Here is a 16,682-nt window from a genome sequence, read left to right as displayed (position 1 = left end):
TCGCGCCGTATGAGGGCGAGATGGGCGCCGCGGAGCCGGCCGAGCGGGAACGCATCACGGTCGAGGTCGGCGGCAAGCGCCTGGAGGTCGTCCTGCCCGCCGGGCTGGGCTCGCCGCATCTGGGCGCGGTGGGCGGTGCGGGCGGCTCCGGCCCGGCCAGGAAGACCGCGCCGAGACGGCCGGGCGCAGGCGGCGCCAAGAAGGCCGCGGCGAGCGGTGACTCCCTGGTGAGCCCGATGCAGGGCACGATCGTCAAGGTCGTCGCCGCCGACGGCGACACCGTCGAGCCCGGCGACACGATCGTCGTCCTGGAAGCGATGAAGATGGAGCAACCGCTCACCGCCCACAAGGGCGGCGCGGTCACCGGCCTGGCCGCCTCCGTCGGCCAGACGGTCACCGCCGGGGCCGTCCTGTGCGAGATCAAGGACGCCTGAGCGGGGCGCCCCGGCCGTCACCTCTCACGAGAAGTGACGGGCCGTACCGCGACGGAGCACCATGACGCACCTCTCCTCCGTCGCGACTTGATCGCCTTGCGGCGGCCGGCGGCGGATCGGGACAGACGGTTCGGCGAGCGGCGCGAGGGCCACTTGCCGGCCGGAAGGACGCATGCCCCGTCGCCTATGCGGAACGATAGGTTTTTGTGGAGGAACCATCACGCCCTGCCGTTCGTCCAGTAGGGCGAAGGAGGCTTGAAGCCGTGACCATGAAGACACCGCTCGGCCGGGTGGGGGCCGCCCTGGCGGCGCTGCTCGCCGGGCTCATCACAATGCTCGCACTCGCCCCGGCCGCGATGGCGGCGGCTCCCCCGGACCCGGCCACGGTCCTGTCGTCCTGGAAGAGCGGCAACCCGCTGTACGCCATGAGCGGCACCCCGCTGTCGTCCAGTCAGCAGGACGAGATCCGCCAAGCGCTGGAGGACTCGAAGTCCAAGATCTACGTCGTCGCGATGCCCGACGGCACCGTGACCACGAGCCAGGTGAGCACCTACATCCCGCAGCTCCTGACCGAACTCGACAAGGCCGGCCGGTCGAGCGCGACCGTCGCGCTCCTCGACGGCAACAGCCTGTTCGCCGGATCGAGCGAGCTGCCCAAGAACGCGGCAGGAACGCTGACCCGGCTGTCCACGAGCTCCAACAGCGACGTGGTCACCGGCATGAAGGACTTCGTCAACCGGGTGAACCTGGTGCGCGAGGGCGACGTCAAGGCCGCCCGCGCCAAGGGCAGCACCGTCGGCGGTGGCGGCGGTTCGGGGGTCCTCGTCGGGATTTTGGGCATCGCGGTCGTGGGAGGTGCCGGTTTGTGGATCGTCGGACGCCGCAACAAGCGCAAGCGCGAGGAGCGCGAGGCCGCCGAGCTCGCCGCCGTCAAGCAGACGGTCGAGGAGGACGTCACGAAGTTCGGTGAGGAGATCACCGCACTCGACATGGACGTCAAGATGCTCCCGCAGTCCGAGACGACGACGGACTGGCAGCGGGCGCTCGACTCCTACGAGCGGGCCAAGAACGAACTGGCCGCGGTCCGGCGGGCGGACGAGCTGCGCACGGTGACCTCCACCCTGGAGGACGGGCGCTACGCGCTGGCCTGCGTGAAGGCGCGCGTGAACGACCAGCCGCTGCCCGAGCGGCTGCCCCCTTGCTTCTTCAACCCCCAGCACGGCCCGTCGGTGCGCAACGTGCGCTGGGCGCCGCCCGGTGGCGCGGTGCGCGACGTCCCCGCCTGCGCGGCGGACGCCGAGGCGGTGGAGCGCGGCTTCGACCCGCAGATGCGCGAGGTCATGGTCAACGGCCAGCGCCGGCCGTACTGGGACGCCGGTCCCGCCTACCAGCCCTACGCGTACGGCTACTACGGCGGCTTCGGCGGCGACCTGCTCACCGGCATGATGGTCGGCACGATGCTCGGCGGCGCCTTCGGCGGCTGGGGCCACGGCGGCTACGGCGCCGGGTACGACTCCGGCTACGCCGCGGGCGTGGACGCAGGCGGCGGCGACTGGGGCGGCGGCGGCGGAGACTTCGGCGGAGGCGGCGACTGGGGCGGCGGCGGCGACTTCGGCGGAGGGGACTTCGGCGGAGGCGACTGGTAACGCCTGAGCGCTACCGGCGCGGCATCGACGAGGGGCGGGCCCGATGGCCCGCCCCTTCGTCATTCCCACCCGCCCTACGTCGTGATCTCGCAGTTTGTCGCACAGGTGCCACGCGACCTGGGTCGATGCGGTGCGTGATCATACGGAAAACTCCAGGCGTCACCCCTCGCCCACGCTTGTGCCGTACGTGACCATGCACATGGGCAAGCGGATTGCAAGCAGGGGTAAAGATCGCGTGGGACACTCGGGGCGTTCCCCTCAGGAGGCCCCCCGTGCGTCGTCTCGTCCCTGCCCTCGTCGCCGCCCTGTCGCTCGCGTTCCTCTCACTTCCCGCGACCGCCGTTCACGCGGCGTCGGCTCCCTGCAAGCCGGGCAGCGGCGCCAACCTGCGCGGCAAGGACCTCACCAGCGCGACGCTGCCTTACAGCTTGCGGTGTGCCGACCTCACGGGAGCGAAGCTGGACACGGTGGATCTCACGGGCAAGGACCTCACCGGGGCCGTCCTGCGCAAGGCCTCGCTGAAGGAGGCCGACCTCGGCCAGGCGCATCTCGACTACGCCGACCTGCGCGGCGCCGACCTCACCGAGGCCGACATGGGTCAGATGCGGGCCAAGCAGGCGAACCTGCGCGGGGCGATCCTCGCCGACGCGGACGCCGTGCAGGCCGAGTTCCCGCACTCCGACCTGACCGGCGCGGTCCTCACCCGGGCCGTGCTCACCCAGGCCAACCTCACCGACGCCAAACTCGTTGACGCCGATCTGAAGGACGCCACGCTCGGGCAGATCAAGGGCCGTACGGCCGACTTCACCCGGGCCAAGCTCGGCGAGGCCAAGCTCGGCCAGGCCCACCTGGAGCATGCCGTGCTCAGGGACGCCGACCTGTCGGAGGCGGAGTTCACCCAGGCGGAACTGGACGGCGCGGACTTCCACGGGGCGAACGTCGACAAGGCCTCCTTCACCCAGGCCGACGACGTGGACCTCACCGGTGCCCGGGGCACGCCTGCCGACCTCCCCGACGACGCCGTCGCGCCCGGCGCGCCCGCCGAAGAGGACGCGGCCGGCGGGGAGGTCACGGCCGCGGACGAGACGACCGGGGCGCGGGACGTGCCCGGGAACGTCGTCCGCCCGAAGGGCCCGTCGCCCGCGCTCATCCTCGTCATCCTGTCCGGACTCGGCCTGAGCCTGACGCTGATCCTGTGGGGTGTCGCGCACCGGCGCAAGGAGCGGTTCGTGGCCGAGATGGCGGTGGCCAGGCACGCCGCCGAGGAGGACGTGACCCGGTTCGGCGAGGAGATCGACGCCCTCGACTTCGAGATGAAGATCAACCAGGTCAGCGGCCCGACCTACGAATGGCGCGCGGCGCTCGACGCGTACGAGGCGGCCAAGCAGGCGCTGCACGTCGCCCAGACGCCGTACGACCTGCAGGCGGCGGCCGTGGCGGTGGCGCGGGGGCGGCAGGCCCTGCACACGGTCAGATCGGGGCTGTCCGGCACGAGCGGCCACCACTGACCGTCCCCCGCCGGCAGGCGGGCCCGCCCGGCGACCGCCCCCGCGGGTCACCGGGCGGGCTCGGGTCCGCCGGTCAGCGGCGGCCCTGTCCGAAGACGGCGTCGCGGGCGATCGAGAGAGCGGTGGAGACGGCGCCCCGCAGCACGGGGTTGTCGGGGATGCCGCTCACGCGTACGTGCACGGGGACGGGCGAGACCTCCGTCAGGCGCTCGGCGACCAGGGCCGCCAGCGGGTCGCCGCCCGCCAGGCTGGTGGCGCCGCCGAGCACGACGAGGCCCGGATCGAGCACGGCGACGAGCGTGAACGCGGCCGTCGCGACCCTGTCCGCGAGGGCCGGCAGGCCGACCCCGCGTACGGCCTGTGCGCCCAGCAGGTCGCACACCGTGATGTCGAGCCGGCTCAGGAAGCCGATCTCGCCGGCTCCGCCGGAGGCGCCCCGGCGGAGCCTGCCGTCCAGCACGACGGCCGCGCCGACGCCGTCGTCGAGCCACAGCAGCGCGAAGTCGTCCCGCCCGGCGGCCGCCCCGGTGGTGTGCTCGGCGACGGCGGCCAGATTGACCTCGTTCTCCACGGTGACCGGCGCGTCGACCAGCGTGCGCAGGGCCGGGAGGAGCCCGGGCCGCCAGGCGGGCTCGGCGTTCCCCGCCGACAGGTCTCCGGTCTGCGGGTCGACCATGCCGGGCGCGCCGATCACGACCGCGTGCAGGGGACGTGAGCCGGCCGCCTCGGTGAGCGCCTCCGCGACCAGCGCGGGAAGGTTCTCGCCGATCGGCCGTGTCGCCGAGCCCACGGTCGCGCCGGTGATGTCGGCGACCGTCACGTTGACCACGTCACGCCGCACGTCCACACCACCCACGAAGGCCCGGTCGGCGACGATGCCGTAGAGCCGGGCGTTGGGGCCGCGCCGGTCGCCGCCGCTCTCCCCGGTGACCCGGATCAGTCCGTTGACCTGGAGGCGTTCGATCAGGTCCGACACGGTCGGGCGGGACAGGCCGGTGAGCGCGCGCAGTTGCGGCGCGGTCAGCGGGCCACGTTCCAGCAGCAGATCGAGTGCGAGCCGGTCGTTGATGGCCCGTGCGAGCTGGGGCGTCGCGGTCTTCATGAAGAACCCACTTTTTATCAGGAACCCTACCTATTAATTTATCCCCATGCGAGACAGACATCAACGGGCCACAGCCCTCGTCTTCGCCGTACACGGAGCGGTGGCGGGCACCCTCGCCACCCGGATGCCGTGGCTCCAGGAGCACCACGGCATCGACACCGGAGTCCTCGGGCTCATCCTGCTCTGCCCCCCGGTCGGCTCGTTCCTCACGATGCCGCTGACCGCCCGGCTGGCCTACCGGTTCGGAGCCAGGGCCACGACCCGGACTCTCCTGGCCCTGTGGTGCGCGTCGCTGGCCCTGCCCGTGCTCGCGCCGGGACCCCTGTGGCTGGTGCCCGCGTTCCTCCTGTCCGGCGCCGCCGCCGGCATGTCCGACCTGGCGATGAACGCCCAGGGCGTGCTCGTCGAACGGCGGCTGGGCCGTTCGGTCATGTCCGGCCTGCACGGCATGTGGAGCGTCGGCAACCTCTGCGGCGCGGGCGTCGGGGCGGTGGCCGCGCAGGCGGGGCTGGACGCCCGTGCTCATCTCATCCTCGTGGCGGTGTCGCTGGTGGCCGCGGGCGCGGCGGGAAGCCGTGCGCTCCTCGACGACGGGCCCGCGCCGGACGAGAAGCCGCCGTCGCGATTCACGGTGCCGCCGAGGGCCGTCCTGCTGATCGGCCTGATCGGTTTCTTCGCCACCTTCGCGGAGCGGGCCAGCGGCCAGTGGGCGGCGATCTACCTCACGGACGTCGCCGGGGCCGGAGCGGGCGTCGCCGCGGCCGGCTACGCCGTGTTCACCGCGTGCATGGTCGCGATGCGGCTCGGCGGAGACTTCGTGGTGCGCGGGCTCGGGCCGGTCGCGACCGTGCGCGCGGGGGCCGTCACAGCGGTCCTCGGCGGCGTGATCGTGGTCGCCTCCCGCACTCCCGTGCCGGTGATCGCCGGGTTCGCGTTGTTCGGCGCCGGCATCGCCGTCGTCGTGCCCCTGGTGTTCGCGGCGGCGGGCCAGGTCGCCCGGACACCCGCCGAGGGCGTCGCGGGGGTCGCGACGATCACCTGGATGTCGGGGCTCGTGGCTCCTCCCGTCACCGGCTGGCTGGCCGGCGCGTTCGCCTTCCCGTTCGCGTTCGCCCTGGTGACGTGCATGGTCGCGGCGATGATCTGGCCGGCGCGGGCCCTGCGGCCGCGTCCGGGCGCCGCCGCCCGCGTCCCCGTGGGCGCGGCGTGTGCGGACTGACGGGTCAGATGCCCCCGGCGGTCAGCGGGGACATGAGGCGGCGGGCGGCCTCGGTGATCGAGCCCGACAACGACGGGTAGACGGCGAAGGTGTGGGCGATCTGGTCCACGGTCAGGCGGTGCTGGACGGCCAGCGACACGGCCAGGATCAGCTCCGAGGCCCGCGGGGCGACCACGACGCCGCCGAGCACGATGCCGGTGTTCGGACGGCAGAACAGCTTCACGAAACCGTCGTTGAAGCCCTGCATCTTGGCCCGGGCGTTGGTGGCCAGCGGCAGCTTGACGACGTTCGCCTCGATCTCGCCCGCCTCGATCTGCCGCTGCGACACGCCCACGGCGGCGATCTCCGGGTCGGTGAAGATGTTGGCGGCGACCGTCGCCAGCCGGATCGGCTGCACGGCCTCGCCGAGCGCGTGCCAGACCGCGATCCTGCCCTGCATGGCGGCGACCGAGGCGAGCATCAGGACGCCGGTGCAGTCTCCCGCGGCGTACACGCCGGGCGCGGATGTCCGCGACACCTTGTCGACCTCGATGAAGCCGTTGCGGTCGAGCCGCACGCCGTTGTCCTCCAGCCCGAGCCCGGAGGTGTTGGGGACCATGCCGACGGTCATGAGGCAGTGGCTGCCCTCGGCGGTGCGGCCGTCCTCCAGCGTCACGACGACGCCGTGCTCGGTGCGCTTCACGGAGGCGGCGCGCGAGCGGCCCATGACGTTCATGCCGCGCCGCCGGTAGACCTCCTCGAGCACCTCGGCCGCGTCGGCGTCCTCGTTGGGCATCATCCGGTCCCGCGAGGAGACCAGCGTGACCTGCGACCCGAGCGAGCGGTAGGCGCCGGCGAACTCGGCGCCGGTGACGCCGGAGCCGACCACGATCAGGTGCTCGGGCAGCTCCTCCAGGTCGTACAGCTGCCGCCAGCTGAGGATGCGCTCGCCGTCGGGCTCCGCCCCGGGCAGCACGCGGGGGTGGGCGCCGGTCGCCACGATGACCACGTCGGCCCGGATCGTACGGTCCCCCGCCCGCACCACCTGGGGATCGACCAGACGGCCCCGGGCACGGATGACCTCCACGCCCTCGGCGGCCAGCCGGGCGGCGATGTCGTTCGACTGCGCCAGCGCGAGTTCCTTGACGCGCTTGTTCACGTCGATCATGTCCACGGCCACCCCGCCGGCGTCGCCGTCGGGACCGCCGTCGAAGTGGACCCCGAGGGACGAGGCGTCGAGAAGCGCCTGCTTACGGACGGACGAGGCGATCAGGGTCTTGGACGGCACGCAGTCGGTCAGCACGCACGCCCCGCCGGGGCCCTCCTCCTCCACGACGGTGACTTGGGCGCCCAGTTGCGCGGCGACCAGGGCCGCCTCGTATCCGCCGGGGCCACCACCGATGATCACGATCCTTGTCACATGCTCCATTGTCACGCATCCTGGCTTCGCATTCCCGGCGAGGGGCGCGTAACGGGCTGACTACGCGGATTTCTCTCGCCACACCCGGTGCGCGCTACCCGTCCAACTTCCGGGATCTTGGTTTAGGCTTGTGTGCCGTGCCTGTTTACGCGGCCTACGGCAGCAACATGGACCCCAAGCAGATGGCGGAGTGGGCGCCCCACTCGCCCATGCGAGGAACGGGCTGGCTCCCGGGCTGGCGGCTCACCTTCGGCGGCGAGGACGTCAGTTGGGAGGGCGCTCTCGCCACGATAGTCGAGGACGCCGACGAGCAGGTATTCGTCGTCCTGTACGACGTGCCGGAGTGGGACGAGGCGTCCCTCGACCGCTGGATGGGCACCGACCTCGGCCTCTACCGCAAGGTCCGGCTCCGCGTCGCGACGCTGGAGGGCGACGTGCTCGCCTGGTCGTACGTGCTGGACTCCTACGAGGGAGGGCTGCCGTCGGCGCGGTACATCGGCATCCTGGCCGAGTCCGCGGAGAAGGCGGGCGCGCCCGACGACTACGTCACGTGGCTGCGCACCCGGCCCTGCAAGAAGCTCGGCGACTGACACGGCCCCGGCACTTATCGGCCGGGTTCATGCGCTTCTGTACCCTCAGCAAAGTGACCCCATATGACCTGGCGGCCGAGGCCGCGACCACGCTGAGGAACCTCACCGGCATCTCTTCCTTCGACGTCGCCCTCGTCATGGGCTCGGGCTGGGTCCCGGCCGCGGACGCGATCGGTGAGACGGTCGCCGAACTCGCGGTGACGAAACTGCCCGGGTTCTCCCCGCCCGCGGTCGCCGGTCACGCGGGCACGGTGCGGGCGGTGCGCACCTCGGCCGGGCTCAACGCCCTGATCTTCCTCGGGCGTACGCACCTCTACGAGGGCCGCGGGGTGGAGCCGGTGGTCCACGGGGTGCGCACGGCCGTCGCGGCCGGGGTGCGCACGGTCGTGCTGACCAACGCGGCGGGCGGGCTGCGCCCGGAGACCCAGAATGTGGGCGACCCGGTCCTGATCAGCGACCACATCAACCTCACCGGCGACAACCCGATCACCGGCGCGACGTTCATCGACCTCACCGAGGTCTACTCCAAGCGCCTGCGCGACCTCGCCCGCGGGGTGGACCCCACGCTGGCCGAGGGGGTGTACGTCGCCTTCCGCGGCCCGACGTACGAGACGCCCGCGGAGATCCGCATGCTGCGCACGCTCGGCGGCGACCTGGTGGGCATGTCCACCGTGCTGGAGGCGATCGCCGCCCGGGAGGCCGGGGCCGAGGTGCTCGGGATCTCCCTGGTCACCAACCCCGGCGCGGGCCTGGTGGGCGAGCCGCTCAACCACGAGGAGGTCCTGGAGGTCGGCCGGGTCACGGCCGCCCGCATGGGCGTCCTGCTCGCCCAGGTCGTCGACAAGCTGTAGGGGGACCCATGACCGATCTCGTACGGCTCGCCGAAGAGTGGCGTGAGCAGGACCCCGACCCCGAGACGCGGGAGGAGCTCGACGCGCTCCTGGAGCGGAACGATCTCGCCGCGCTGGAGGACCGCTTCGGCGCCAAGCTGGAGTTCGGCACGGCGGGCCTGCGCGGCGCGCTGGGGGCCGGGCCGAACCGGATGAACCGGGTCACGGTGATGCGGGCGGCGGCGGGGCTGGCCCGTGTGCTCGGCCCCGGACGCCACGTCGTCATCGGCTACGACGGGCGGCACAAGTCCGACGTGTTCGCCGCCGACACGGCCCGCGTGCTGACCGGGGCGGGCCTGCGCGCCTCGGTCATGGCCGCCAGATGGCCCACCCCGGTCCTGGCGTTCGCCGTGCGCCACCTGGGCGCGGACGCGGGCGTCATGGTCACCGCCTCGCACAACCCGCCCGAGGACAACGGCTACAAGGTCTACTGGGGCGACGGCGCGCAGATCGTGCCGCCGATCGACGAGGAGATCTCGGCCGCCATCGACGCGGCCGGCCGGGTGGACGCGCTGCCGCTGGGCGAGGGCTGGCGGACCCTCGGCCACGACGACATCGTCGTGCCGTACCTGCGGGCCCTGGCCGCGCTCCCGATCGGCGACGCCCGCGACATCGCGGTCGCGTACACGCCGCTGCACGGCGTCGGCGGCACGACCGTCTCCGAGGCGTTCCGCGCGGCGGGCTTCGAGGTGCCGGTCATGGTGAGCCGGCAGGCGATGCCCGACCCCGGCTTCCCCACCGTGGCGTTCCCCAACCCGGAGGAGCCGGGCGCCATGGACCTCGCGCTCGAACTCGCCGCCGCGACCCGCGCCGACCTGGTGATCGCCAACGACCCCGACGCGGACCGGTGTGCGGTCGGCGTCCCGCTGCCCGGCGGCGGCTACCGCATGCTCACCGGCGACGAGGTGGGCGGCCTGCTCGCCGAGCACGTGCTGCGGCACACCTCGGGAGACGACCGGCTGGTCGCCACCTCGATCGTGTCGTCGTCGCTGCTCGCCAGGATCGCCGCCGAGCACGGCGTGCGGCACGCCGAGACCCTGACCGGATTCAAGTGGATCATGAAGTCGGGTCCCGGGCTGGTCTTCGGCTACGAGGAGGCGCTGGGCTACAGCGTCGGGTCGGACACCGGCCTGCCGGTCCACGACAAGGACGGCGTGGGGGCCGCCCTCGTCGTCGCCGGGATGGCCGCCGCCGCCAAGCGGGACGGCAGGTCGATGCTCGACCTGCTGGACGACCAGGCCCGGCGGTACGGCCTGCACGCGACCGCCCAGCTGTCGGTCCGGGTCGAGGACCTGTCGCTGATCACGCAGGCCATGAAGCGCCTGCGCACGCAGCCGCCGGTGCAGCTGGCCGGCCGGGTCGTGGAGTCCGCCGAGGACCTGTCCCAGGGGGTGGCGGGGCTGCCGCCGACCGAGGGCCTGCGCTACCGCCTGTCCGGCGACGCCCGGGTCGTCGTCCGGCCCAGCGGCACCGAGCCCAAGCTCAAGTGCTACCTGGAGGTCGTCGTACCGGTCGAGGGCGAGGACGTCGCGCCCGCCCGGGCCAGGGCCGCGCAGGACCTGGAGGCCCTGAAGAAGGACCTCTCCGTCGCGCTCGGCCTGTGACCTACCCGCAGACGATGTCCCGCGCCGGCCGCTCGCCGGTGACCAGGAACGCGGTGACGGCGCCGTCACCGCGGGCGTTGCCGTTGACCAGGTAGGACCCGTGCCCACCCGAGTCGACGGCGACCACGCGCGCCCGGCTCCCGAGTGCCTCGCGCATCCGCAGGGCGCCGCTGTACGCGTCGCCGGGTCGCGCAGGTTGCAGCACCCCCCGGTTCATGATTCCAGCCGTGGAGGTTGTCGGCGGAAGAGGGTTCACTGGCGGGCGCCGATGGTCTCGGCCGGGCGGGCGCGCAGGGCGAGACGCGCGGGCAGGCTCGTGGCGACCAGGGCGAGCGCGGCCACGGCGGCGATCACCAGCGCGTAGCCGGCCGGGGGGACGTACGGCAGGGCCGACCCGGTCATCCCCCTGCTGAAGGCCGACAGCGTGACCAGCGCGATGCCGGTCCCGGCGAGCACGGAGACGACCAGCGCGGTCAGGGTCTCCAGGCGGAGCATGCGCAGCACCTGCCGCCGGGTCGCGCCGACCAGGCGGAGCAGGGCCAGCTCCCGCGACCGGTCCATGGTGGACATGGCCAGCGTGTTGACCACCGCGATCGCGCTGAACGCGATGATCAGGCCCATCGCCACATAGTTGACCTCGGCGTTCGGGGTCTGCGTCCCGGTCCCCTCCGCCGGCGTCACCACCGGCGCCACGGCGGCCAGGACCGCACGCGGGACCGAGGGGGCCTCGACGAGCAGGGTGCCCGAGGGATCGTCGACATGGTCTGCGATCAGCGCGTACGGCAGGGTCAGGTCGCCGAAACCGAGGCCGCGGGAGTAGATCGCCACGACCTTCTGCTCCGCCGGGGTGCCGTCGCCCAGGGTGAGCTTGAGCGTCTCACCGACCGACAGCCCGAGCCTGGTGGCGGCCGGCTCGCTCAGCGCGGCCGACCGGGCGCCGAACCCGTCGAGCGAGCCGGACACGACGCCGAGGTCCACGGCCTGCCCGATCGGCCGCTCGCCGCCGTCGACGCCCTGCGCGCCGTACTTGTCCAGCCCGACGCGCACGGAGGTGCGCACCACCGAGGTGACGGCCTTCACGCCCGGCACACGGCGCACCGCGCCGGCCGTCGTGCCGCTCACCACGTAGTCGGCGTGGGTGCCGGCGGCGGCCTGCGCGGCCGACGCGTGCCCCATCGTCGTCTGGGTGAACAGGATGGTGCAGGTCATGGCCACCAGAAGGGTCAGCGGCGCCATCACGGAGGCCATCCGCCCCGGGCCCGTCCGCAGGTTGCGCGCCGCCAGATATCCGGCGCGGGAGGCACGCAGCGCGACGCCGAGCAGGGCGGTCGCGGCGCGGGCGAGCACCGGTCCGAGCAGGGTGAAGGCCACCGTCCAGACGAGCGCGGTCAGCATCGTCACGGGGCTCGACGCCGCCTCGGTCTCGAGTCCCGACAGCACCAGCGTCAGCGTGATCCCGCCGGCGACGCACAGGACGCCCGCGATCGACCGGCCGAGGGGCAGGCCCCCGCCCATGGCGGCCTCGCCGAGCGCCTCCACCGGGCGGATCCGCGCGGTGCGGCGCACCGAGAGCCGGGTCGCGGCCCAGACCGCCGCCACGGTGGCCGGCAGGGCGGCCGCGGCCGGGAACGGGCTGACCACCAGGCGCAGGTTCGCCGGCATGGCGCCCAGCTCGACGAACCGGCCGTGCAGCCAGAACCCGAGGCCGATGCCGGCGGCCGATCCGATGACGCCGGCCGCCAGACCGACCAGCAGCGCCTCGCCGCCCAGTAGCGTGCGTACCTGACCGGGCGTGGCGGCGACCGCGCGGAGAAGGGCGATCTCACGCCGCCGTTGCTGGACCGCGAGGGCGGCGGTGCCGGTCACGACGAGGATCGCCACCAGCAGGGACGTGCCGCCCAGCGCACCGCCCAGGCTGATCAGCCGCACCCGCGCCCGCTCCGCGTCGAGGAACTCCACCGTGCCGCGCTCGTCCCCGGTGTAGGCCACGAGACGATCGGTCAGCACCGGTGAGACATCCACGCGGGGGAACACGCCGATCGCGGTCACCAGCCCCGGGCGCCCGGCCAGCCGCCGGGCCTCGGCCGTCGAGAAGAACACCGTGTCCTGGCTCGGCAGGGCCTGCGCGGTGACCCCCACGACCCGGTAGGCCTTCCCCCGGACGTCGAGAGCCGCACCCACGGTTGAACCGGAGCGGGCGTCCACGACCACCTCGCCGTCCGCGCGCGGCGGGCGTCCCTGTGCGATGGCGAACGGCGTGAGCCCCGCGGACTCCCACCCGTGCCCGAGAGCGTGCCCGTTCACGGGGAACGTGACCTCGGTCAGCACCTTCGAGACGCCGGGCAGGCCGCGCAGTCTCGCTGCCGTCGCCTCGGGGATCCAGACCCGCTCCGACAGTGGCTTGGCCTTCGTCTTGACCTTCCCGGAGGACTTGGTCACGGTCTCGTGGACGTTCTGGTCGCCGGCGACGATCAGCGGCGCCCCCGCGTAGCGCTCCGGGGCGACCCCGCCCCGCAGGCCGGTCTCCAGCAGCATCAGGCACGCGCAGACCAGCGCGGCGGCGCACACCAGCGCCACGAACGCCCCCGCGAACGCCGCCCTGCGGTGCCGCAGGGTCTTCAGGGCGAGCCCCGTGATCATGCCGCGTACGCCCCCATCCTGGTCATGCGCTCGGCGACCCTCTCGGAGCTCGGCGCGGCCATCGCGTCCACGATCCGGCCGTCGGCGAGGAACAGGACGGTGTCGGCGTAGGAGGCGGCCACCGGGTCGTGGGTGACCATCACCACGGTCTGGCCGAGGCCGTCCACCACCTCCCGCAGCAGCCGGAGCACGTCACGGGCGGTCATCGTGTCGAGCGCGCCGGTCGGCTCGTCGCCGAAGACCACCTGCGGCCGGGTCACCAGCGCCCTGGCGATGGCCACCCGCTGCTGCTGCCCGCCGGACAGCTGGGCGGGGCGGTGCCCGGTGCGGTCGGTCAGCCCCACCCGCCCGACGATCTCCTCGAGCCACGACCGGTCGGCCCGCGCGCCGGCCAGCCGCATCGGCAGCGTGATGTTCTCCAGCACGGTCAGGGACGAGACCAGGTTGAACGCCTGGAACACGAAACCGATCCGCTGCCTGCGCAGCTCCGTCAACCGGGTCTCGTCCATGCCGGACAGTTCGGTGCCGCCCAGCCGCACCGAGCCGGAGGAGGGCGTGTCCAGCCCCGCCGCGCAGTGCAGGAACGTGCTCTTGCCCGAACCCGACGGTCCCATCACCGCGGTGAAGCTCCCGCCGGGGATGTCCACCGAGACCTCGCGCAGGGCCGCCACCGCGCCCTGTCCCTTCCCATACACCTTGCTCACCGCGTCAAGGCGGAGCACCTCTGTCATGTGCTCAAGCCTGCTGATCAGCGGTGCCGCTTCCCAGAGACGGCCTCACCTCGTGACCATGACCTCGTCATGATCCGGACACTGGTAGACATATCCGCGTGATTCGCGTACTCCTTGCCGAGGACCAGCACGTCGTCAGGAGCGCCCTGGCGGCCCTGCTCGGGCTGGAGGAGGACCTGGAAGTCGTCGCGACCGTGGAGTCCGGAGAGGCCGCCCTGGCCGCCGCGCTGGTCCACCACCCCGACGTCGCCGTCCTCGACATCGACATGCCCGGCGGACTGGACGGCCTGGCGGCCGCGGCCGAGCTCCGCACGCGTCTGCCCGCCTGCCGCGCCCTGATGCTGACCGCGTACGGCAAGCCGGGGCACCTGCGCCGCGCCCTCGGCGCCGGTGTCGCCGGATACGTGCTGAAGACGGCGCCGCCGGACGAACTCGTGGCCGCCATCCGCAAGGTCGCGGCCGGCGAGCGGGTGCTCGACCCCTCGCTCGCGGTCACCGCCTGGGACCTGTCGGACAACCCGCTCACCCCGCGCGAGGCGGACGTGCTCCGCCTGGCGGCCTCCGGCGCGGACGCCGCGGACATCGCCGCGCGGCTCCACCTGGCCGCGGGCACCGTGCGCAACTACCTCACCGGGATCGTCACCAAGCTCAACGCCCGCAACCGGACCGACGCCGTGCGCATCGCCACCGAAGCCGGCTGGATCTAGGCTCGCGCGGGCGCCGGGGCGGGATGCGGCACGCAGGCGTCGAGCGTGAACCGGTCGCCGTCCACGTGCGAGGTCAGCCGGCCGTCCAGGGCGGCGAGGCGGGTGGTCAGGTTGCCGATGCCGGACGACCCGCGCCTGGTGTTCCCCGGGCGTACTCCGTCGTTGCGCACCCGCAGCCGCAGCCCGCTCTCGTCGGCGCGCATCGTGATCGCGCAGTGGCGGGCCTCGCTGTGCCTGAGCACGTTCGTCACGGCCTCCCTGAGCACGGTGCCCAGCACGGTCTCGACCTCGGCGGGCAGGTCCGGCTCGATCGGCTCCACGGTCACCCGGATCCCGGCGGCCGACAGCACCGTGCGCGCCGACTCCACCTCGGCCGCCAGGGACAGCTCCCGCTGCTCCCCCGACACCGAGCGCAGGTCCGCCCGCGCGCCCTCCGCCATAGTGACGATCTCCTCGATCCGCTCCCGGGGGCTCCGCAGGCGACGGGCCAGCTCGCAGGTGAGGAGGATCGCGGCCAGGGAGTGCCCGAGCAGGTCGTGCAGGTCGCGGGCGGCGCGCAGACGCTCCTCGACGATCGCGGAGCGGGCCAGGCTCTCCCTCGCGGCCTGGAGCTCTTTCACGATCTGGGCCAGGCGGAGCAGGGCGTAGACCACGAGCCCGGTGACGAGCGCGCTGATCGTGCTGTTGGCGAGGACGGAAGCGGGCAGGCCGAACAGCGTCCCGGCCCCGGCGACGCTCGCCACGATCGCCGCCGCCGCCGGCCACGCCACCCGCCACGGGAACGCGAGCAGGACCGGCCCGGCGAGGAAGCCCGCCACTCCGAGCCATACGGGTCCGAACACCGGGATGGGCGCGTAAGTGAGCACCGCCATCACCGCCAGCGCCACCATGTGACGCCCGTCGACGGAGCGGAGCTGCATGACGACGATCACGGCGAGGCACGCCGCGGCCGGGAGCACGAGGGCGCCGGGGAGCTGGAGCAGCGCCTTGACGCTGAAGCCCACGAGGACGGCCGCGAGCACCGTGACCGACACCGTGACCGACATCGTGGCCGACACCGCGTACGACGTGTCGTGCGCGGGCTCCGGCAGAAGCCACCGCCGCCTTCCGCCCGCCTGGCTCTTCCCCGCGCCGGCGCCGGTGCCCGCCTCGCCGGACGCCGTCTCCGCCGACGGCCCGCGGGGAAGGGTCGCCTCAACCACGAAGTGCCCGGCGGGGGTCAGACCGGTGGCGAGGGTGCCGCCCGCCTCCTCCAGCCGGAGGCCGTCGAAGTCCGCGCCCTCGGCGGTGCGGTGGCCGTCGTCGACGACGCGCAGCCGCACCCTGTCTCCCCGCTCGTCTCCCTGCTCGCCCGTCTCGATGACGCACAGCCGGGCGGTGCCCCGCCGTACGACGTCGGTGACGGCCTCCCGCAGCACACCCGCCAGCAGCGCCCCGCCCGGGCCGAGCGGCTCGGTGTGGCCGCCGCGCACCTCGACGGCGATTCCCGCGGCGTCGAGCATCGCCCGCGCCGTGACCAGCTCGGGAGCGAGGGAGGTCGCGCGGTAGTTCGCGGAGGCGGCGCGGGCGTCGGTCAGCGCCGCGCGCGCGGTGGCCGTCACCGAGGCCAGCACCTCGGCCGCGCCGTGCGGCTCCGCGAGCGCGCGGCGACCGCCCTCGACGATCACCTCGAGGCTCCGCCCGAGGCCGTCGTTCAGCTCGGCGGCGAGGCGCAGCCGCTCGGCGGCCACGGCCGCGGCGGCCAGCGAGAGCCGGGCGGCGTGCATCTCACCCGCGCGCTCCACGAGCCGGGTGAGGCCGAAGACGACCAGCGAGACCAGCACCACGGTGATCGTCGCGTCGGCCGTCGCCCCGCCGCGGGCGGCGTCGATCAGCGCCGCGCTCACCACCACGAGCGGCGCGAGCACGCGCGCGGTATCACGATGGGCACGGGTCAGCAGCAGCGATCCGGCCAGGAAGCCGAGGATCCCGGTGGAGACCCCGCCGGCGACGCTCACCGTGTAGACGAGGACGGCCTGCGCGGCGAGCAGCCACCACGTCCTGACCTTCAGCAGGTAGAGGACCTGCACGCCGAACACCGCCAGCGCGATCGGCGCACCGGCGACCACGTAGACGCTCGCGAGCGCGGCGAGCACAACGACGACGATCACTCGCGCCAGACGCACTCAGACCCCTTCGGCAGACGGTGACCATCCCGGAGCCGCCGGGTTCG

14 protein-coding genes are annotated in these 16,682 nt (G+C 73.5%); 8 read left to right on the top strand and 6 right to left on the bottom strand.

What is annotated here, in order from left to right; genetic code table 11:
* The 3 genes from HHX41_RS28090 to HHX41_RS28080 form a co-directional block, all read left to right on the top strand.
* Nucleotides 1-434, top strand: a 434-nt coding sequence (locus tag HHX41_RS28090; protein ID WP_310742206.1) for a biotin/lipoyl-containing protein, incomplete at its 5' end; no start/stop codon positions are given.
* 269 nt (nucleotides 435-703) lie between these two features.
* Nucleotides 704-2,080: a hypothetical protein gene (locus tag HHX41_RS28085; RefSeq protein WP_220504488.1), complete on the top strand. Its 1,377-nt coding sequence runs from the start codon at nucleotides 704-706 to the stop codon at nucleotides 2,078-2,080.
* Between the two features lie 272 nt (nucleotides 2,081-2,352).
* The gene (locus tag HHX41_RS28080; protein WP_182908356.1) at nucleotides 2,353-3,588 is read left to right on the top strand and encodes a pentapeptide repeat-containing protein; all 1,236 of its coding nucleotides are present in this window, start codon (nucleotides 2,353-2,355) and stop codon (nucleotides 3,586-3,588) included.
* 73 nt (nucleotides 3,589-3,661) lie between these two features.
* Here HHX41_RS28080 and HHX41_RS28075 read toward each other — a convergent pair whose 3' ends face one another.
* Entirely contained in the window at nucleotides 3,662-4,690 is a 1,029-nt protein-coding gene (locus HHX41_RS28075) for an ROK family transcriptional regulator (RefSeq protein WP_169985439.1), read from the bottom strand.
* Between the two features lie 46 nt (nucleotides 4,691-4,736).
* On the opposite strand from HHX41_RS28075, the gene HHX41_RS28070 reads away from it, so the two are divergent.
* Entirely contained in the window at nucleotides 4,737-5,909 is a 1,173-nt protein-coding gene (locus HHX41_RS28070; RefSeq protein ID WP_182908355.1) for an MFS transporter, read from the top strand.
* Between the two features lie 4 nt (nucleotides 5,910-5,913).
* On the opposite strand, the gene HHX41_RS28065 is transcribed toward HHX41_RS28070, so the two are convergent.
* On the bottom strand, nucleotides 5,914-7,308 hold the full coding sequence (locus tag HHX41_RS28065) for an NAD(P)H-quinone dehydrogenase (protein ID WP_169985435.1): 1,395 nt from the start codon (nucleotides 7,306-7,308) through the stop codon (nucleotides 5,914-5,916).
* Between the two features lie 137 nt (nucleotides 7,309-7,445).
* Between HHX41_RS28065 and HHX41_RS28060 the strand changes: the two genes are divergently transcribed.
* The 3 genes from HHX41_RS28060 to HHX41_RS28050 are packed head-to-tail and all read left to right on the top strand — an operon-like array spanning nucleotide 7,446 to nucleotide 10,392.
* A complete protein-coding gene (locus HHX41_RS28060; protein WP_169985433.1) occupies nucleotides 7,446-7,898 on the top strand; it encodes a gamma-glutamylcyclotransferase in 453 nt (150 codons plus the stop codon).
* Between the two features lie 53 nt (nucleotides 7,899-7,951).
* The gene (locus tag HHX41_RS28055) at nucleotides 7,952-8,749 is read left to right on the top strand and encodes a purine-nucleoside phosphorylase (protein WP_396705628.1); all 798 of its coding nucleotides are present in this window, start codon (nucleotides 7,952-7,954) and stop codon (nucleotides 8,747-8,749) included.
* An 8-nt stretch (nucleotides 8,750-8,757) separates the two neighbouring features.
* On the top strand, nucleotides 8,758-10,392 hold the full coding sequence (locus HHX41_RS28050; protein ID WP_182908354.1) for a phospho-sugar mutase: 1,635 nt from the start codon (nucleotides 8,758-8,760) through the stop codon (nucleotides 10,390-10,392).
* Nucleotide 10,393: 1 nt separating this feature from the next.
* Here HHX41_RS28050 and HHX41_RS28045 read toward each other — a convergent pair whose 3' ends face one another.
* The 3 genes from HHX41_RS28045 to HHX41_RS28035 are packed head-to-tail and all read right to left on the bottom strand — an operon-like array spanning nucleotide 10,394 to nucleotide 13,763.
* A complete protein-coding gene (locus HHX41_RS28045) occupies nucleotides 10,394-10,609 on the bottom strand; it encodes an alpha/beta hydrolase (protein ID WP_182908353.1) in 216 nt (71 codons plus the stop codon).
* A gap of 35 nt (nucleotides 10,610-10,644) precedes the next feature.
* Nucleotides 10,645-13,032: an ABC transporter permease gene (locus HHX41_RS28040; RefSeq protein WP_182908352.1), complete on the bottom strand. Its 2,388-nt coding sequence runs from the start codon at nucleotides 13,030-13,032 to the stop codon at nucleotides 10,645-10,647.
* Nucleotides 13,029-13,763 carry an ABC transporter ATP-binding protein gene (locus HHX41_RS28035; protein ID WP_182908351.1) on the bottom strand — a complete coding sequence of 245 codons (735 nt, stop codon included), beginning with the start codon at nucleotides 13,761-13,763 and terminating at the stop codon, nucleotides 13,029-13,031. The genes HHX41_RS28040 and HHX41_RS28035 overlap by 4 nt, the downstream gene beginning before the upstream one ends.
* Before the next feature lie 98 nt (nucleotides 13,764-13,861).
* Here HHX41_RS28035 and HHX41_RS28030 point away from each other — a divergent pair, with 98 nt between their 5' ends.
* Entirely contained in the window at nucleotides 13,862-14,470 is a 609-nt protein-coding gene (locus tag HHX41_RS28030) for a DNA-binding response regulator (RefSeq protein WP_182908350.1), read from the top strand.
* Here the strand turns inward: HHX41_RS28030 and HHX41_RS28025 are convergent.
* A complete protein-coding gene (locus HHX41_RS28025) occupies nucleotides 14,467-16,635 on the bottom strand; it encodes a histidine kinase (protein ID WP_220504470.1) in 2,169 nt (722 codons plus the stop codon). The two genes, HHX41_RS28030 and HHX41_RS28025, sit on opposite strands and share 4 nt — an antisense overlap.
* Nucleotides 16,636-16,682: the final 47 nt, after the last annotated feature.

It is taken from the genome of Microbispora sp. H13382, assembly GCF_014161445.1.
In the GTDB taxonomy this organism is placed as follows: Bacteria; Actinomycetota; Actinomycetes; order Streptosporangiales; family Streptosporangiaceae; genus Microbispora.
This window is presented reverse-complemented; position numbering and strand designations above follow the sequence as displayed.